This window comes from Bacillota bacterium (genome assembly GCA_023511485.1).
GTDB lineage: Bacteria > Actinomycetota > Aquicultoria > Aquicultorales > Aquicultoraceae > CADDYS01.
Genome location: JAIMBH010000007.1, coordinates 49,622 through 67,488 on the forward strand (window position 1 = coordinate 49,622; position 17,867 = coordinate 67,488).

19 protein-coding genes are annotated in these 17,867 nt (G+C 46.0%); 1 reads left to right on the plus strand and 18 read right to left on the minus strand.

Going from position 1 to position 17,867, the window contains the following annotated elements; genetic code table 11:
• Positions 1-190: 190 nt before the first annotated feature.
• The 11 genes from K6T91_03590 to K6T91_03640 form a co-directional block, all read right to left on the minus strand.
• Entirely contained in the window at positions 191-418 is a 228-nt protein-coding gene (locus K6T91_03590) for a zinc ribbon domain-containing protein (GenBank protein MCL6471873.1), read from the minus strand.
• A gap of 54 nt (positions 419-472) precedes the next feature.
• Positions 473-796, minus strand: coding sequence for a thioredoxin (trxA, locus tag K6T91_03595; GenBank protein ID MCL6471874.1), 324 nt, complete (start codon positions 794-796; stop codon positions 473-475).
• 168 nt (positions 797-964) lie between these two features.
• A complete protein-coding gene (locus K6T91_03600; GenBank protein MCL6471875.1) occupies positions 965-1,522 on the minus strand; it encodes a flavin reductase family protein in 558 nt (185 codons plus the stop codon).
• Between the two features lie 326 nt (positions 1,523-1,848).
• Positions 1,849-2,253, minus strand: a complete 405-nt coding sequence (locus K6T91_03605; GenBank protein ID MCL6471876.1) for a type II toxin-antitoxin system VapC family toxin — start codon at positions 2,251-2,253, stop codon at positions 1,849-1,851.
• A 173-nt stretch (positions 2,254-2,426) separates the two neighbouring features.
• Positions 2,427-2,876 carry a cytochrome c gene (locus K6T91_03610; protein ID MCL6471877.1) on the minus strand — a complete coding sequence of 150 codons (450 nt, stop codon included), beginning with the start codon at positions 2,874-2,876 and terminating at the stop codon, positions 2,427-2,429.
• A gap of 240 nt (positions 2,877-3,116) precedes the next feature.
• The gene (locus K6T91_03615) at positions 3,117-5,570 is read right to left on the minus strand and encodes a cation-translocating P-type ATPase (GenBank protein ID MCL6471878.1); all 2,454 of its coding nucleotides are present in this window, start codon (positions 5,568-5,570) and stop codon (positions 3,117-3,119) included.
• Positions 5,571-5,575: 5 nt separating this feature from the next.
• The gene (locus K6T91_03620) at positions 5,576-6,262 is read right to left on the minus strand and encodes a sulfite exporter TauE/SafE family protein (protein MCL6471879.1); all 687 of its coding nucleotides are present in this window, start codon (positions 6,260-6,262) and stop codon (positions 5,576-5,578) included.
• A 3-nt stretch (positions 6,263-6,265) separates the two neighbouring features.
• A complete protein-coding gene (locus K6T91_03625) occupies positions 6,266-6,556 on the minus strand; it encodes a hypothetical protein (GenBank protein MCL6471880.1) in 291 nt (96 codons plus the stop codon).
• Positions 6,546-6,749 (minus strand): cbb3-type cytochrome oxidase assembly protein CcoS, encoded by a 204-nt coding sequence (gene ccoS, locus K6T91_03630; protein ID MCL6471881.1) that lies wholly within the window; start codon positions 6,747-6,749, stop codon positions 6,546-6,548. Before ccoS ends, K6T91_03625 begins: the two co-directional genes overlap by 11 nt.
• A 17-nt stretch (positions 6,750-6,766) precedes the next feature.
• On the minus strand, positions 6,767-8,698 hold the full coding sequence (locus tag K6T91_03635) for a c-type cytochrome (GenBank protein ID MCL6471882.1): 1,932 nt from the start codon (positions 8,696-8,698) through the stop codon (positions 6,767-6,769).
• A gap of 16 nt (positions 8,699-8,714) precedes the next feature.
• Positions 8,715-10,118 carry a cbb3-type cytochrome c oxidase subunit I gene (locus K6T91_03640; GenBank protein ID MCL6471883.1) on the minus strand — a complete coding sequence of 468 codons (1,404 nt, stop codon included), beginning with the start codon at positions 10,116-10,118 and terminating at the stop codon, positions 8,715-8,717.
• A 269-nt stretch (positions 10,119-10,387) separates the two neighbouring features.
• On the opposite strand from K6T91_03640, the gene K6T91_03645 reads away from it, so the two are divergent.
• Positions 10,388-10,867, plus strand: a complete 480-nt coding sequence (locus K6T91_03645; GenBank protein ID MCL6471884.1) for a hypothetical protein — start codon at positions 10,388-10,390, stop codon at positions 10,865-10,867.
• A 29-nt stretch (positions 10,868-10,896) separates the two neighbouring features.
• Here the strand turns inward: K6T91_03645 and K6T91_03650 are convergent, their stop codons facing one another.
• Genes K6T91_03650 through K6T91_03680 form a run of 7 tightly spaced genes read right to left on the minus strand, consistent with a single transcriptional unit; the run spans position 10,897 to position 17,857 of the window.
• Entirely contained in the window at positions 10,897-11,829 is a 933-nt protein-coding gene (locus K6T91_03650; GenBank protein MCL6471885.1) for a type II secretion system F family protein, read from the minus strand.
• 10 nt (positions 11,830-11,839) lie between these two features.
• On the minus strand, positions 11,840-12,793 hold the full coding sequence (locus K6T91_03655; GenBank protein ID MCL6471886.1) for a type II secretion system F family protein: 954 nt from the start codon (positions 12,791-12,793) through the stop codon (positions 11,840-11,842).
• Positions 12,790-14,151, minus strand: a complete 1,362-nt coding sequence (locus K6T91_03660; GenBank protein MCL6471887.1) for a CpaF family protein — start codon at positions 14,149-14,151, stop codon at positions 12,790-12,792. Before K6T91_03660 ends, K6T91_03655 begins: the two co-directional genes overlap by 4 nt.
• A 37-nt stretch (positions 14,152-14,188) precedes the next feature.
• Positions 14,189-15,361 carry an AAA family ATPase gene (locus K6T91_03665; protein ID MCL6471888.1) on the minus strand — a complete coding sequence of 391 codons (1,173 nt, stop codon included), beginning with the start codon at positions 15,359-15,361 and terminating at the stop codon, positions 14,189-14,191.
• A gap of 37 nt (positions 15,362-15,398) precedes the next feature.
• Positions 15,399-16,130 carry a Flp pilus assembly protein CpaB gene (gene cpaB, locus K6T91_03670; GenBank protein MCL6471889.1) on the minus strand — a complete coding sequence of 244 codons (732 nt, stop codon included), beginning with the start codon at positions 16,128-16,130 and terminating at the stop codon, positions 15,399-15,401.
• A 27-nt stretch (positions 16,131-16,157) separates the two neighbouring features.
• Positions 16,158-17,420, minus strand: coding sequence for a DUF11 domain-containing protein (locus K6T91_03675; protein MCL6471890.1), 1,263 nt, complete (start codon positions 17,418-17,420; stop codon positions 16,158-16,160).
• A gap of 32 nt (positions 17,421-17,452) precedes the next feature.
• Positions 17,453-17,857, minus strand: a complete 405-nt coding sequence (locus K6T91_03680; protein MCL6471891.1) for a pilus assembly protein — start codon at positions 17,855-17,857, stop codon at positions 17,453-17,455.
• Between the last annotated feature and the right edge of the window lie 10 nt (positions 17,858-17,867).

Consider the following 17,867-nt stretch of genomic DNA (forward strand, 5'->3'; position numbering starts at 1 on the left):
CCATAAATTAAAGCAAAAATACTGGTCAAAAAGTAGCGCAGCCCTCTTTGAAGGAGTTTCCCTGAGCGAAGCAAAAAACCCAGGCAAGCTCTTTAGGGCTGCTAAGAAGGGCTAAAGCCCTGCACTGCTTTTCAATTCTCAATCTTTCAGATAATATTCGAGCCTCCGGCCCGATTAATGCTTAGAATCCTCAGCCGGTGCTGGTACAGCTACTCCCTCCAGAATAGCCGCCTGAATATCCACCGGAAGAACCTCCGGAGCTGCGACCAAGCGTATAACCATAAAAGTCACGGTAAACCTGCCTTACATCTTCACTGCCACAGCTTGGGCATTGCTTATCTGTATCGCGAATCATTCTCATTAAAAAGAACTCAAAGTCTTTACCGCAACTATCACAAACAAACTGGTAAGTTGGCATACTAACCTCCTTTACACCGGCTTAAAGTCGGATGAAATCTTTAAGATTTCGCTATTATGATAGGCCAAACTGGCGAACAATCTCGTCTTTAGGTACAGCGCCAATAATTTGACCTGCAACCTGACCATCCTTGAAGAACAGGAGTGTCGGGATGCTCATCACACCGAATTTACCTGCCCATTCGCGATGATCGTCTACATTGATCTTGGCTATTTTTACTTTGCCGTTGTATTCAGCAGCTATTTCCTCAAGCCTTGGGGCTATCAGTTTGCAGGGACCACACCATGGGGCCCAAAAATCGACTATTACCGGCTTATCAGATTTTAAAACCTCGGCATCAAACTGAGCGTCACTTATACTAACGATATTCTCTGCCATCAACCAATCACTCCTTTTTTAAATATTTATACCCCCCAGGGGTATAAATGTCAATAGCAACCTGAATATTTTTACACGGTTAGATAAAAATCGAACTAAGTTTAGCAGAATTTAATGGTTGTTATCCAGTATTTAGAAGCTGAAAGCTTGAATTATCACCACTATACCCTACTCGGGCATAACGCGACCTACGCTACCGATCTTTCTGCCGATAGACCAATATGAGTCCACGGCATAGGCAACCGGTCTCAACGCCTCCACATTTATCTTTCCTGCGTGTAAAACAGATTCCTCGACATACGTAATAAGAGCACGCCCAACATAAAAATCATGGGTGCCCAGACGCAAAACCTCCTGAACCCTGCATTCGATGCTCACGGAGGCCTCAAGAATTGTTGGCGCCTTTACCTCCTTCGAGGGGTGTGCAGTTAACCTAGCCTCTTCAAATTTATCAACGTCTCTGCCAGATATCCTACCCAAAAGATCCATTTCTTTGATAAAGCCCTCTGGCATGACATTTACGGTAAATTCGCCATTGTCTTCGATCAGCTCATGCGCATAGTTTGCGGCATCGATCCCAACACCGATATAAAGTGGATCCGGACAGAGAACTCCGATCCAGGAAGCAGTAAAAACATCGGGGACTTCATTTTTGTTTGCCACCGTTATCAGAGCTAACGGTAACGGCAATAACCCAATCAAACCTGTTACGACCTTCTTAGCCATGTCATCGCCTCCACACCGGACTGCAAAAACCAGCCGCTATAGCTTTGCCCATATTATTCCCACAAATTAATTATTAGATGCCCATCTATGACCTTAACCTGACTTCGCCCTGCCAGCCGTTGCTTTTTCTTTGTTTCCTTGCCAATAAAAAAGTGGCGATTGATATAGTAGATAGATGCAGTAAGATGTGAGATACTTTTTTATTTAGCCCTGGAACCAGCAGGTGAAAGCAATCAATGATGGTATTATAATGGTATTTCTTCTCAGGATAGAGGAACTAACAATCTAGGGCTTGTAATTCGAAATTGTTCTTTACTGGGTCCACGTTACAAAAGCCATGTCCTCGTATACTCTTTTGCGACTTTATGCAGTAGATGATCTGCAGTAATCAGGGTTGTACCGTTCTTCATAGTCGATGCTATCAGAACCGCATCATGTGTCCCAACTTTTTTTGCAAAGCCTATTTTTATCGCATCGATTAGCATATGTTGATCATCCTCTATAAGCCGAAGACCATCGTTAAACATTTTGGAAATTGCTTCTGCGATTTCTTGCGCACTCAACTTTCCCTTGCTATGAAGAACATTTGCCACTTCATGTATGACCGAGCTATCCGTACTGAGTAATATTGCACCCGATTGCATTAAAACATATAGCTCGTTTGCCTCTAACGCCCCTTCTTCATCTGGGAAAAACCATTTTAGAATAACTGACGAGTCTACCAGATACACCCGCATCTCCGTTAATTAACCGCGCTCGAACAAGATTTTCCCTTTTTTAAGGCTCATATAACTTAACTATTTCTTCAAACATAGCTTATAGATTGATTCTATAAAACAACAACCCAACCAGGTTCGGTTGGGTTGTACTATTTAATTTAATTTTCTAAATACTGGCTGTAAGCCTACTTCAATTTTTTCTTTACGTAATTAGCTATGGCCTTGATCTGCTCATCTGAGAGCTCTCCGCCCTTAAATGCAGGCATCACTACGTTGCCATCTCTTGTTGTGCCATTCTCGATTTGCTTTTGAATTTGTTCGACGGTCAGCGACGTACCCTTAATTGCTGGGCCAACTATTCCACCACCGTCACCGCCGTGGCACGGCCCACAGTTGTTCGTATAAAGAACAGCCGGATTAGTCTCATCTTTTACTCGCCCTTCCTGGGCTTTCTCTTGCGGAGTTAGCTGGCGCCCTTCCTCCGCTTCTCCTCCCGTCTGCTCTGTCTGTTCAGATGAGCTCTTCTCAGTGCTGCTTCCCGAGCATCCAGCAACTACGAACCCCGTGAGCGCAAGTAAGAGTAGGAGAACCAATACGCTTGCCCATTTTTGGTGTTTGCCTTTAATTTGCCTCAAGAGATTCCCTCCTCCATTAACAAGACCGTTACTAAATTTGAAAACCTTACATATAAATTACCCTATTATGCCTATTATTACTAGTAATCGATAATAATTTATCAAAAGTATGGTTGTTGTAGCCTCTACACTTAACTCTATAGATAACTAAATGATAGATTATTTGGTTAACAATTTAAAGATACCTTTTGTGTCAAGTGCCCTATTGCCTAAAAAATCTCTAATGCAATAGTATTCTGCTTATGGTCGCACCCTTAAGGAGTTAGTAACTACAGCCAGTGATGACCCAGCCATTGCTATTGCGGCCCATATAGGGGAGAGCATACCATTTACCGCAAGCGCTAATGCCACAATATTATACACAAGCGCCCAACCAAGATTCTGAATGATGATCGCACGTGCTCTGCGGGCAATACGAATAATATTCGGTAGGGCTGCAAGGGGGTTCTCTGCATCCCGGGATATGACAATATCCGAGGCTTCAACCGCCATTTCAGATCCAGAAGCTAAAGCAATGGCGAGGTCGGATGAAGCCATTGCCGGCGCATCGTTCATGCCATCCCCAATAAAAGCAACGCTCGCTTGCGACCTGCGAAGCTCCCGCACAACTTGATCCTTTTCATGCGGCAATATTCCAGCCCAAACCTCTTTAATACCTACTTGTAAGGCTATCATCCTGCAAGGCCCTGGAGCATCGCCGGATACCATAACTACTCTTATGCCTTCTGATTCTAAACGCTCAATAATATTTCGGGCTTCCGCCCGAAGCCCATCATTTAGAATAATAATGCCAGTCGCTATATTATCTACCGCCACCCAAACTACAGTATCGCCTGCATCCTCAAACGACTTCGCCTGCTTTATTAGGCTTTCTGGCAAAATAACTTTGTTCTCTTTAAGTAATCTGGTATTTCCAACCATGGCCTTAAGCCCAAATCCAACGGTTCCGATGACGCCGAAACCCGGTATAACTTTAACTTCTCTTGCGGTTAGCTTTTTCAGACCGCGCTTGGCCGCCTCGTATACTATGTTCTCTGCCAGCGGATGTATGGCCTCTGATTCCAGGGTTGCTGCCACTTGCAATGGGTTAAGCACGGCAAAGTATTGCTTATCACCATTTTCTCTTGCCATCTTTATATCTTCATTACAGATAACCTTTTTTACGCGAACTTTACCCTGGGTAAGGGTTCCTGTTTTATCCATACATACTGTAGCTATCGAACCCGCACGCTCAAGTACATCCGCACTTCTTACTAATACATTCATGGATGCAAGTTTGCCAATCGCATTGACTGCCACAAGCGGTGTTGCAAGCGCAACCGCACATGGGCAAGCCGCAACGAGAGTAGAGATTACTCTCTCGCTTAGTTGGGTAAGCGAGAGGTCAGAAAATAACCCAAAGATAGCAGCTGCTGCTGCAACCGCTAGCACAGTCGGCCCGAATATGGCTGAGACTAGATCGGCCCATCTCTGCAGATTAGTTTTGGCAAAAAGAGCATCTTCAACAAGACCCGACATCCTAGAGAGAAGTGTATCATCAACCAGCCTTGACACTTCAACGGTAAAGTTGCCGGATGATACAATGGTGCCCGCCCAAACCTCGTCCCCTTCCGATTTTTCAACAGGCAAGGGCTCACCAGTTAACATCGACTGGTCAACAACCGCAAAACCGTGTTTTACAACACCGTCTACCGGGATTCGCTCCCCGGAGCGCACTAACACCTTATCTCCAACGCTTACTGTTTCTAATGGCTTTTGCTCAACTTCACCCTCAGGTGTTAAAACCCACGCGGAGATATCCGCAGCACCAATTAAGGGAGCTAGCAAACTAGAAGAACGCTGCCTGGCAAGGGCCTCCAACCATCGGCCTAGAAGAACAACGACGGTTATCATCGCGGCAGAATCAAAATAACCTGCACCATGACCAGTCGCAAGTGACCATATCCCGACAAAATAAGAAGCCCAGGTGCCGACTACAACTAATGTGTCCATTGTAACGCGCCTGGCTCGCGCCGCTTGCCAAGCGCCTTTTATAAATACAAAGCCTGGGTATAGCAAGACAAATGTGGTAAGCAGGCCGGTTAAAAAGGCAGGACCGCGGATGGCCGCATAATCGTTGTTTAAATACGCAGGATAGAGCAGAAATATCGAAAACCACATCACCCACATTGATACAACTGCGCCGGTAAATAACCGTATAAATAAAGCCGACGCTTCCACTCCATCTGCCCGAAACATATCGGCAGATTTAGTGGGCCGGTATCCAAGAATCGAAACTCTATCCCATATGATATTGGTATTAGCTTTGTTTGGGTCGTAGGTCACCCGGGCAAGACCAGAGGCAAAACTTACTTCGGCATCAAGCACCCCGTCGATTCCAAGGATTGCGCGCTCAAGGATTAACGAACAACTAGAGCACCACATGCCATCGACTCGAAAGACAGTTCGTCTTGATCCTGCAGCTTGTGCGATCGCCGACTTACGCAAAGAAGGGCGCCCGGCAGTGGGTGCCATAAGCAATTCCGAGAGACCAGCTTCTGTTGCCACGCCCCAAACACGCGCACATCCCTCACAACAAAATACATGTTCATTGTCTCTTTGAACCGGGCGGGCGATAATTGGGAGTCCACAAAGCTCACAAGCTTTCTTGCTCTTAGCTGGTTTATCAAGTGTGCAAGCATGGGCTTTTCTCATATGTATTACACCTTAAACCCACCCAAATAAGTAGTCCCTCGCATAACAGTCAGCAATCCAATAATAATCACCACAAAAGCCCCGGCTTTTAAGATGTTGCCACGGGCTCGTGAGCCTAAAATACCGCTTACAAGTCCAAATCCAGCAATCCCCGGTATCGTTCCAAGTCCAAAAAACAGCATTGCAGCAGCACCGGATATTGCCGAACCACTTGCTAACGCCCGAAGCTCAATAACGGCAAGTAATCCGCAAGGCAAGAATCCCATAAATAAACCCAGGGGAAGTGCGGCAAATATCCCACGGTCTGCAAGCTTAGAAGCAGCCCGCGCAAATAAACTAGATCGACTGCCATCCTTTATTACTACGCCTTTACTACCCCATCCAAACGCCATTGCAATGCCGATGGCGACCATAAACAAGCCCGCCACAATAGGAACCCACTGCTGGTAGGGACGTGTAAACTGTATGAGTGAGGGAATTGCACCCAGCGATCCAAATATCGCCCCTATCAAGCTGTAAGTAGTAAGACGTCCGCCATGATAAAACAACTGGTACAGGAATGTGTTTTTAATTTTAGGTTTTCCCGCACACCCGGCAAACGAGCACGCAGCGACAACCCCACCACACATCCCTATACAGTGCCCGAAGCCTCCTGCAATCCCTGCCAGAAATACCATCCAAAGAAACTGCATATTCTAGCCCTGTCTCACATAATATATAACGATATATCCTATCATCCAGGCGATGAATAGGCCTATGAACAGCTTCAGAGCCAGGGGAGGGTCTCCATGAGCTTCCTCTAAGCCCCCTTCGTATTCATCAACGATCCCGATTGGTGCCGGCTTTATATCGACCTCAGGCAAGTCATCCCCACTCGCCGATTTACGCCACCAGATATTGTTAACTACCAGGTAAATACCTACTGCCCAGAAAATGAAGATAGCAACCGCTTCGAGGGCACTCCACCATTGTTCGCTAGCCGGCATCTCTAGCCCTCCTTAATTTTTTTTCCTCATTTATATCTTCCCACCCAATAAGTTCTTGGTCATCGATAACTATACTTGCAGCAGCCGTTAAGTCACTCAATTGGCCGCTTGAATGCGCCCAAAGCAGCGCCAATACAGCCCCAAGCGCAAAAACTACCGCCATAACAACAACCATAAATTCTGCTAACCCCATATATATCCTTCTCCTTCCTAGCGTACTGAACTTCCAGATGCTGCTGGCTTAGTCAGAGGAGGCGACAGCGTCTTTACATAATTGACCAAATCCCATATCTCACTATCAGATAGGATAAGGTCAAACGGCAGCATCGCTGTATGATCTAATCCCCGGCTGATAGTATGGTAGATAAAATCATCGCCGCCGCTTGAGATCCTTGGGTTGTTGATTAATGAACCTGGCTTTGTGCCTAACCCCTTCGAGAATTCGCCAAATCCTTCACCCTTAGCGCCATGGCACTCTGCACAGTGCTTTTGGTATAGATCTGACCCCTTTTTAACTGAGTGTTGAAGACCTTCTGGGTCGCTACCATTAAGCGGGTTAGTGAGTTCCTTAAACTCCTCCGGCACCGAGTAATCTATCTTAGATGTCGGCTTGGGGAAGGTGTATGTATCCTGCACATACTTGATAATGTCCCAGCGTTCCTGCTCAGATAAAAGCAGCCCCCAGATCGGCATAGCCGAGTTACCAACCCCCTCTTTGAGGATAAAAAACCAGCGCCCATCGACAAACTCCTCTTTGTTTTTGATGTCTCCTTCAGTAAAGTTTGCCGGCGGTGGTATAAGATTATTACCATCTATGCCTTCACCTTGACCCCCATACCCGTGACATAGCGCGCACCGCAGCATGTAGGATTCACGCCCGCGCTCGTAGCTCGTACCCTTAGGGAAGGTCAGCTTTTCATACTTTTTTGGAGTAGGCACGTCTGCAGGCTTTCTACCATCTGCGGGAAGTGCGAGAATATCTCGCACGTAACTTACCAGTTCCCAACGCTCCTGTTCATTAAAGACAGCTTTCCATTGCGGCATCGACCGGAAAACTAAGCCCTCAGATATGCGCCAGAACCAATCACCATCTTTAAATGTAGAAAAGCGCTTTCGGTCGCGCAGATCTGGCGGCTCTGGCAAAAGCCTTGGCTCGGTATTTGCATCCGGGCCCCGGCCTGCACCTGAGTAACCATGGCACGGCGTACAATTCAGTGTATATAGGCGCTTGCCATTGTTTATCAAGTTGAGGGTAGCAGGCTTATCGTTAACCGGGATAGTTCCAAACGGATTTTTAACATCATATTCCTTCGGCAACTCTCCCTCGTCCGTGTAGTGTGGTTTAGGTCGCATGAACGAGTGCCTAACATAGAGCGCAACCAGTTCACGCTCCTTCTCTGAAAGCGAGTTCTCCCACTGCGGCATCGCCGTGCCCTGCACGCCTTTGCTAATGCGCCACATAATAAATCCTTCAGTATAGCGTGCATACTTAGCCTGACGTAAGTCAGCCGGACGTTGATAAAGCTTGTGGCTATATGGTCCTAAGCCATTGCCCGCATATCCATGGCATGTCGCACAATGCGTAATGAACAACTCCTTCCCTTTATTCCAGTTTCCTGCATTGACCACCTGTGGATTTTTCCAGTCTTCCCACTTCTCGGGAACCATTGCATCTATTTGCGCAGACCTCTCGTTGCCAAGACGATTCAAATAAGCTACAAGCGCCTTTAGCTGATGCTGTGACAAAAATGAGAAGCTTGGCATAATCGAGTTTGGTGTAAAGCTGCGGGGATTTATCAAATGGTCTATCTCCCACTTATCTCCCCGTTTATACGATATATTTGCAAGGTCCGGGCCCGTCCTCACCGTACCTAGCTGATGCGGGGCATCATAATTAAAATCACCGGCCTTGCTAGGTGGATCAGTTACCGTATCAAGAGGCCTTGTAAATTGACTGTGACAATACATGCATCCATTGGCCATATAAAGACGACGTCCCTCGGCCTCGAGCTTAGTATACGGGCGTGCATTAAGTGAATCTTGCGGGCTAAATATTAAATACGGAAGGAGAACTACGACCGCAATAACTGAAAGGACAACGGCCAGCCCACCAACCACTATAACTTGTGGAGTCATCTTCATGGTCTATTCCTTCCCCCTAAGCTCCAACTACATCTGCCGGTACCTTATCTTGCGAAAATAGCACTGCTTCCCTTTTGGAATGGTGGTCTAGCATAGTGCGCGCAATGTTGTACACGAATATAAGTTGTCCTGTGATGATTACAGCCCCTGAGGCTGCTCTTGCTATATAGTAAGGGCGAAGGCTGGCCACCACTTCACTCGTCGGTATTCCCCTAGCCCACTCGCTTGCTTGTGTTAGGCCGGCGGCAGCAAGCACAGAAAAGAACCCTACAAATCCAAGCACAGTCATCCACCAGTGGGCAGATGCAAGACGGTCGCTGTAGAGGTGGTTACCACACATGCGAGGTATCATATAGTAAATACCCGCCATCACACCAAACGACGCAAACCCAAGCAGGGCTAAGTGCGCATGCGCAATCGTCCAGTTAGTAAAGTGAATCCATTGATTGACTTCACGAAGAGCCTGCGTTGAACCCTGTAGGCTCACAAGCAAGTACCAGACCACGCTCATGACAGCAAAGCGCAACGGAAATGAATACTGAAGCACCCTCCACGAGCCCCGCATAGTCATAAAGATATTTGTAGTAAACGCAGCGACTGAGATAAATAACCCGACAGATGATATAACTGCAACCGACTTCAGCCATTCGGGAACAGGTGATTGAAGGATATGGTGAGTGCCAACCCCTGTATAAAAGAATGCCAGCAGCCAAAATGCCATTAGCGCCAGTGAATACCCATAAAGAGGTTGTTTAATCTCCCTGGGGATTACATAGTAAAGGATTCCTATAACGCCTGTGGTAAACCATAACCCCAGAACATTGTGACCGTAAAACCACCCCCATATCGCATCGTTTAGTCCGGTTAGCGAACCCGTAGACGGATTCCAGATGACATTTCCAATGGCGTATACTATGGGAAACCATAGCAGACTTCCCATTATATACCAGTTGCTTACATATAATAATTTCTGATTCCTCGCAGAGATCGTTTTGAAGATGTTATAAGCGGTTAGGATTAATCCCACCATGATAGCAATATCAATTGGCCATGCAAGCTCTGCGTACTCACGGGCTTGCGTCCAACCAAAGAAAACAATACCAACTACCCCAATGAATAGTGAAGCATTCCAAAGAAGCATTACAACATTTCCAATTACCTCGGAATAGATCTTTCTCCCAGTTAGAAGAGGTACTATATAATACCAGCATGCGATCATACCCATTGATATCCAGCCAAAAAGAAGCCCATTAACGTGAGCTTGGCGTATTCTCGAAAATACTAACCAATGGATACCTTTTGCAAAATCGGGTGCAACAAATTCAATGGCCTGGACAAAGCCTAAACTTATTGCTATAGCCATCCAGGCCATCGCGGAGATAACCATCCATCTGGCAGTGCTCCCTTCCTCACTAAACATTCAAACTCCTTTCTGTATTAACGATGAACCTTTTTTGCATATTTTATTTATGGCTAGTCGTAAATTTTTATAGGCTGCCTGCAGAACAGTCTGGTACCTGAATATAAGTTAATCTAAAATATGCCCAGTTCTAGCAAGGCTAAACCTTAGTTAAATATTTGACGTGCACCTATAGAAATACAAAGCCTTGGCAGTACTTTGTTAGCCCTGTAAATAGTTCGGTGTAAACTAGTTAATCAAATTTCTCTCGGGTATATTCGTATCAAACCATGAATAAGACAGTTCATTACTTTAAAACCTATGATTGGGCCAAAGAGGTAGGCTTCTCAGACGAGGATGCAAAGAAAATCGCCTTTTCGAACTGGCAAATCGATATAAGAAAGCCAGGCAAACGATATGAAAGAGGCAGGCACCTCAACACTAATTTACTCTCGTTGCTTAACGGAAAGCCAACGCAGCTCTGGTATATGACCTATGAGCTCAGTAAAGCTATTAGAGAGAGCAATCTAGAATGTCTTGGGAGAAGCATTCACAGCCTACAGGATTGGATAGGACATGGCAACTGGCCCATGTATGGTTTTCACTGGAAAGGACCATGGAGATTCAAGATATTCGGACAAAAGATTGCTCTTCGCAAATATGACCCGGATAGTGATTTCTCAGAAGGCAGACTTGAAAAACTTGAGTTGCTAACTAAGGATCTTTTAAATATTTACCTAGAGGCAACTAGAAACCAATCAAAGACGTAATATAAATGCTTAGATGTGCGCAAGGTATCTTAGAATGATTTTAGAATCGATTCATATATCTGAATTATGGCCGGGCCCATGATGACAACAAGCACCGCTGGGAAAATACAGGTGATCAATGGAAACAGTATTTTAACTGGAGCCTTCTGAGCCATTTCTTCTGCCCTTTGCCTGCGCTTTATTCTTAGCTCTTTAGCCTGAACCCGTAAAACCTTTCCAATGCTTATGCCAAATACTTCTGCCTGAAGCATCGCAAGTATAAAAGAGCCCAACTCATCGACCTGCGTCCTCTCACCAAAGTTCCTAAAAGCCTCATCCCTTGCAGTTCCTAGCTGGATCTCCTGAAGTAGCCTGTAAAACTCCTCAGAGAGAGGTCCGATTGTGTTGTTTACAACTTTATGCAAAGCGGCATCAAAACCCAGCCCAGCCTCAACGCTAATTGTCAATAAATCAAGCGTATCTGGAAGCGCAAGCCTTATCGCCTTTTGGCGTGCCGCTATCTTTCTGCTCAGCCATAGATCGGGCAGAAAAAAACATCCCCCGGCAAATATAGCGCCAAGGACTGCCTGTGCGGCGCTTTGCCCGGCAACCACTATGAAAAGCACGGCAAGCGTGCTCCCGCCTATGAGTGAGAAACCTTTGTATGACAAAAATCTATCCGCATCAAAATCTTTCGAAAGGCCCGCTACAACCAGTCGGCTTCGGATAGCATCTAAATACCCGGCCGGCGTAAGCTTTCTGCCAACATGGGTAAATACCTTAGCAAGAGGCAATATAACCCTATTTAGAAACGGCTCGGAGAGCTCATCCTGAATGGTAGATACTTCTCCATAAATATCAAGTTTCTTCAACGATTTTTTAATGTGCATGCGGTTGCTAGCAGCCATACTTGTCGACATGCTAAGCAAAAAAGCCGACATAAAAAGCGATATGAGCGACAAGAGCAACATACTATCCGACATGCATATCCTCCTAAACCTCGATGCTGACAACTTTCTTAAGCCAAAAACCGCCAAACGATAAAAGCATCGCAGCCAGCGCCAGCATGGCAATTCCAAGCGGATGTTTTATTAACATGGACAGATATTCTGGATTGATTACCATAAGCAAAAGACCTACTGCAAACGGCAGCAAGAATAATATAAGTGCAGATAACCTTCCCTCTGCAGTAAGAACCATTATCTGCCTCGATACCCTATCACGCTCACGTATTGTATCTGCTAAGATTTCAAGTATTTCGGCCAAGTTGCCGCCAACTTCTCTTTGTATTTTGACCGCCATTACCGTCCAGTCAAAGCTATCACTCCCCACGCGCTTTGCCATATTATCAAGAGCCTGCTCAAGCGGCAAACCTAATCTGGCTTCGGTCAATACTCTTTTAAACTCAACTGACATTGGGGGAGATGTCTCCTTTACTGTCATATCGACTGCCTGGAGAAAGCTATACCCGGCCTTCAGTGCACCGGCTATTAAGGATAGCGTATCCGGAAGTTGCTCGTGGAACTTGTTCTCTCTCTTTCTAATTAACCGCTTAAGCACAAAAACAGGAAGTACACCGGCAATTACTGATAGCAGAATTATACCTATCGGCCCAGCGATTACGTAGCCAACTAAAATAGCGACCACAAACCCAGCTCCGTGAAAGAAAATGAACTCTGAGGCCCGAAGCGGAACACCGGCACGCTCAAGCTGATTCTGCAGATTTGCAGCAAAAGACCTCTTGGCCAGTAACGGAGATAGGATATTTATAAACTGCGCAAGTATCTCTCGTAAAGAGAACGATTCTTTCTCTTCAGGCTTTGTAAAATTTATATATTTTTCCACCTGCCTGCCAAAGAATTTTCTTATTGGCGAGCGCATAAGCAATATGCCGAATGCCAGAAGAAAGAAGGAGGCAAAATAGAGCCCGATCACCCAGAGCATCATGATGCCATCCCCCTGTCAATATACTCAAACTGGAATATTTCCTGTGGAAGCGATATTCCAAGGTCTTGCAACTTCTGGGAAAATTTTGGACGGATACCGGTTGACTTCATCTTGCCCTTAAACCTTCCGTTTTCATCAAGGCCGGCTGAAAAATCGAACAAGAAGAGGTCCTGAAGTGTGATTATATCCCCTTCCATGCCCTGCACTTCTGTTATGTGAGTGATACGCCTTGTGCCGTCACGAAGTCTGGTTTGGTGAACAATAAGGTCGATTGCTGAAGAGACCTGCTCCCTAATCGCCCTGATCGGAAGCTCCATTCCGCTCATCAAAACCATTGTCTCAAGCCTGGATAAAACGTCTCGCGGAGAGTTAGCGTGAACCGTTGAGATAGAACCGTCGTGCCCCGTATTCATGGCCTGGAGCATATCAAGCGCCTCTCCACCCCTTACCTCACCAACCACTATTCTATCCGGCCGCATACGCAGCGCATTTCTTACCAGGTCTCTAATTGCAACTTCACCTTTTCCTTCGATATTTGCTGGACGAGACTCAAGTTGGATTACGTGTTCCTGGTGAAGCTGTAGTTCTACCGCATCCTCAATTGTAACTATCCTCTCATCCTGAGGAATAAAGGATGAGAGTACGTTCAGGGTGGTCGTCTTACCGGATCCAGTACCGCCTGACACTATTATGTTGAGCCGCCCGCGTACGCAGGCCTCAAGAAACATGGCTACCTTGGGGGTCATCGTGCCAAAGCTTATCAAATCCTCAACCTTAAATGGATCTGCCGCAAATTTCCTAATCGTAAGCTTAGGCCCACCTATTGCAATAGGCGGAATTATCGCATTCACGCGTGAGCCGTCTTGAAGCCTTGCGTCGACCATCGGCACGCTCTCGTCAATTCGTCTGCCCACCTGCGCAACGATCTTATCAATAATCCTGCGCAGGTGATCCTCATCTAAAAACTTCTCAGTGGTAAGCTCAAGTTTACCGAATCGCTCAACATATATGACGTCTGCAGCATTTACCATAATCTCGGTTATCTCCGGATTTCTTAAGAATTGATCGAGCGGACCGTAGCCGAGTACATCGTTTGATATCTCATCTACCAACCTACTTTTCTCTGCTGGAGATAGCTGTGTCTGTTCCCTTGCAATTAACTCTTTTAATTTTTGCTCAACTTTTGCTTTTAGCTCATCGCTGCTTGTTGATCTATCATACAGCTCAGGCCCAAGAGATTCGATTAGTTTCTGGTGTATCCTCCTGTTTATGTCATCAAGGATCGAGCGACGCGATATTTCTGGAGTTTCCTCCGCTGCCACCGCCCTCGCCTCGTTAAGTCTCTGTTGAAGTGACATGCCTCTTTTCCCCTTTCTGACTACTATGCAATTCCGATTAACCCGCAACTGCAAAATCGGCCTCGACTGCATCGGGTTGATACTTACTCACATAATGAAGCGCAAGATCGTTAATTTCTCTGGATATAGCAAGTTTCGGTGCGTCGATGACTATCGGGACCCCTTTATTAATAGACAAAGATACGGCTTTATCGGACTGGATTTGTGCTATTGCACCCATACCAAGCGCACGCTCGATCTCTGACACTTTCAGGCCAATATTGGTCTCTACCCGGTTTATAACTATCTTCTGCCTCTCCCGCGCGTACTTTAGCTCGTTTAAAGTCCTCAAACACAGTTTTATGTTCTTAACGCTTGGCAGATCCATGGTAAGTACAATGCATATCTCGTCTGATTCATCTAACACTGCCAGAACGTTATCATTAAAAGAAGCTGGGGTGTCGACAATTATAAAATCGGCATATTCTCTCAGTGCGGATATCACGGATGTCACGCCCTGCCCTGTTATTGAATCAGCCGACTCAGGGTCCTTTGGCGCAAGTAAAACTTTAAGCCCACTCTGGTGCGTTACTAATAATTCATCGATTCTCTTTACACTTAAATCAACTGCATTATCTATAAACTCTAAAATGGTTATATCCGGACTTAGTCCCATCATAATACCGACATCGCCAAATTGAAGGTCAAGGTCAACCAGAACAACACGGCCCTCTATCATCTGGGCTATTGACGTGGCGATATTGGTGGCAAGAAACGTCTTGCCAACACCGCCTTTTGTGCTAAATACCGTTACTACCGCACACTTATGTTCGTCATCCGCAACCTCTTCCTTCTTTGCAAGTTGTTGAGCATAACTCGCAGCCATCTGAACAGACAATATGAGCTTTTCTGGATTGGCCGGAACTTGAATAACCTCAACTACATTGGCTTTCTTGGCCGTCATTTTTAACGTATTGGTTGCCGCAAATGCTAAAACAATGCATCCTATTGGGAACTCTGCTGTGAGTTTTCTCACGAAAGATACTGAGGCGTCGGCACCTACGCCTGGGCCAAATACCATGACCGGTGGTTTCTGTTCTCTTGCAATAACCAGTGCGCGGTTCAGATCAAGAGCCACTGCCGATATAGCCATATCGCTTCTATCTTCGAGCAGCCGCTCCATTTCTTCTGCAAATTTCGGATCGGGATCAACCAGCGCTAACTTAATCATATTGCCACCCCTATCTAAATTATTAAAAACTGTCTCCCTATCTAAAAACCGTCTCTATATCTTGTCCACTTGACTGCGTGGTTTTGTTGTCGCCAGAGTGACGCAGGCCCAGCCATATATGCCCCTTCTCAGCTGCAAGCACTAATTTCTCTGCATTTATTGGTTCAACGCATAATGTCACTGTTTTCTTGCCAATGCCCGATGATTGCCCCTTGATTAAGCCACCGTCTTTTTCTCCCGCGCCCGCATCTGATGTTGCCAGAACCTCCACATTTTGAAGCATGACCTTGGTCATGTCTTTAGCGTTTGGCCCAGGACTAAAAGTTGCTATTACATCGACGCGATCACCGGGCTGGAGCTTTCCGCCAACGCCGGTGACTTCATCAATTGCAATCGAAACACCAAGCATACCTTCCGGCACTTTAAACGCAATACCTGACTCATCGGTTTTTTTAAGCTTGTTCTCGGTAAGCTGTTCACCCGGAACGAGGCTTGCAGATAAAACCCTGTTGCTAAAGCCGATATTGGACTTAAGTGCACCATCAGCAACGTATTGCTTAGGGATTTTGCTTACTGAAATTGAGCCACTCGCATACGCTTCGGCAACCGATGTACCGGCTTCAACAGATTTTTTAGCCACAACCACATCCACTAGCTTTTGTCCTTCCGTAATAGATGATTTTAAATTGGCGATATAAAGTGCGGCACCAAGTGTGGCAGCTGCCGCAAGAATTAGGGATAACAGCACGATCATAAAACGCGACTTCATTTTCTTTCCTCCTTGGTACGGGTCGTGTTACTCAACCAGCCAGACAGTGTCTATCCCAAAATATCCACTTGGTATGGGACCGGGGGCACCCTCAGCTACGGTGCCATCAGTAAAATAGCCGCTTATAGTCTTGGGCTGTCCATTGAAGTTGAACCCAGTAATAACAAACTCAGCAAAACCGACAACATGATATTTACCAGGGCTCCCCCCACCTTCGGTATAGCTGTAGACAGGAACCAGAAGCTTTGGGTTTGAATTTTTTCTCCATGAAAGCGCATCTTTTAAGCTATCTTTGACGCCCACACCATTGGCTACATCGCCTGCATAGACATAATCTTGAAAACCGTTCTTTATCCACTCGGCGTAGTCAGGGACACCGGTTCCGCTACCCTTAAAATCACAGAGCCAGAAATAACCTTTCTGGGCGCTGTTTCCACCTGTGCTGGCGCTGATGGTTTTATTATTGCTACTCGTCGTTAAATAGGCTGTATTTGTGACCGCACCAACATAGACCGAGGTAGCTTTAACCGAGAAACGCATTATTCTATAATCCCCTGGTGAGACATTAGAAAAGCCCCATGTTACCATTTTCGTTGAGGGGTCATACAAGCCACCGTTAGTCGCAGATCCATTTACGTAAACCGTTCCATCGGGAATATAATCATATATAGTTGCGCTCTCTGGCTTATTGCTGGTATTGTTATAGGTAATTGTGTAGGTGATGATATCTCCATTGATGCTTTGCTCCTTGCTAAAAACATCAATAGGACGGTCTTCACCGATCTCAAAGGTACCTGCGTTCTCAGCACCTGTATATTCAGATATCTTCTGCAGAGGGACGATAAAGGGAACGAGCTTGGCAACACCGTGCGCTGCACCAAAGGCGGCTGTTGACCTGGTAGCTACCCGGGAAGTCTTTCTACCTATCAAGCCACCGAAAAATATGCCCCGCTCAGTCCCTGCAACTACTTGCACCTTATTGCCTTCCAAAAAATTGACCGCAATTTGAGATGCAGCCACATTTGTGTTTTCCGATACATAATCAATTGCTTTTTGCCTTGCCTCATCCGCACTCCTACCTTCGGCAATATCCATAGCCGCCGCAAGAGCCGCCGCATCTGTACTCGTTTGAAGCTGCCTGCGCTCCTGATACAGAATCCCGATATCGGTAACTACCGCAACGCTCAAAAGCAGGGCTACCAGTGCTACTGCAACCACTATAACCACTACTCCACGCTCTTCTTTGAATTTGCCTTTGAACTCTTCTTTAAAAAAGCGTTTCTCTTCCACGCTAACCATCCTTAAAACCTTAATCCTTAACCCTAGTATTCAACTCTCATCCTAGCCTTACTTGTAAGGTGAACAGTGGTCTTGGCAAACATAGGTATATTTAATGGTCGATCATACGTAACCGTAACTTCGACAGGATATCCGTGCTCCGGTGTCCCATCCGCAGAAAGATAGGATATCGATACCGTGCTCGGATTTACTGGATAAGCCCTCTGCCTGACCTCGGATTCGCTAAACTCTCCGACTGCCGCAAGTCTTGCGCCTTCACGTGCCGCATGCGTTATAGCAAGGTAGTCCCGGTAGGCAAGTCCGAATTGAAATATCCCGAATAAAATTAGAGTTAACACAGGCAGTATAATCGCAAGCTCTACCGAACTTGCCCCTTGTTGATTTGCAATCTTAAATTTTTGATCTTTAACCTGATTCGGTTTCGACATATGAATCAAC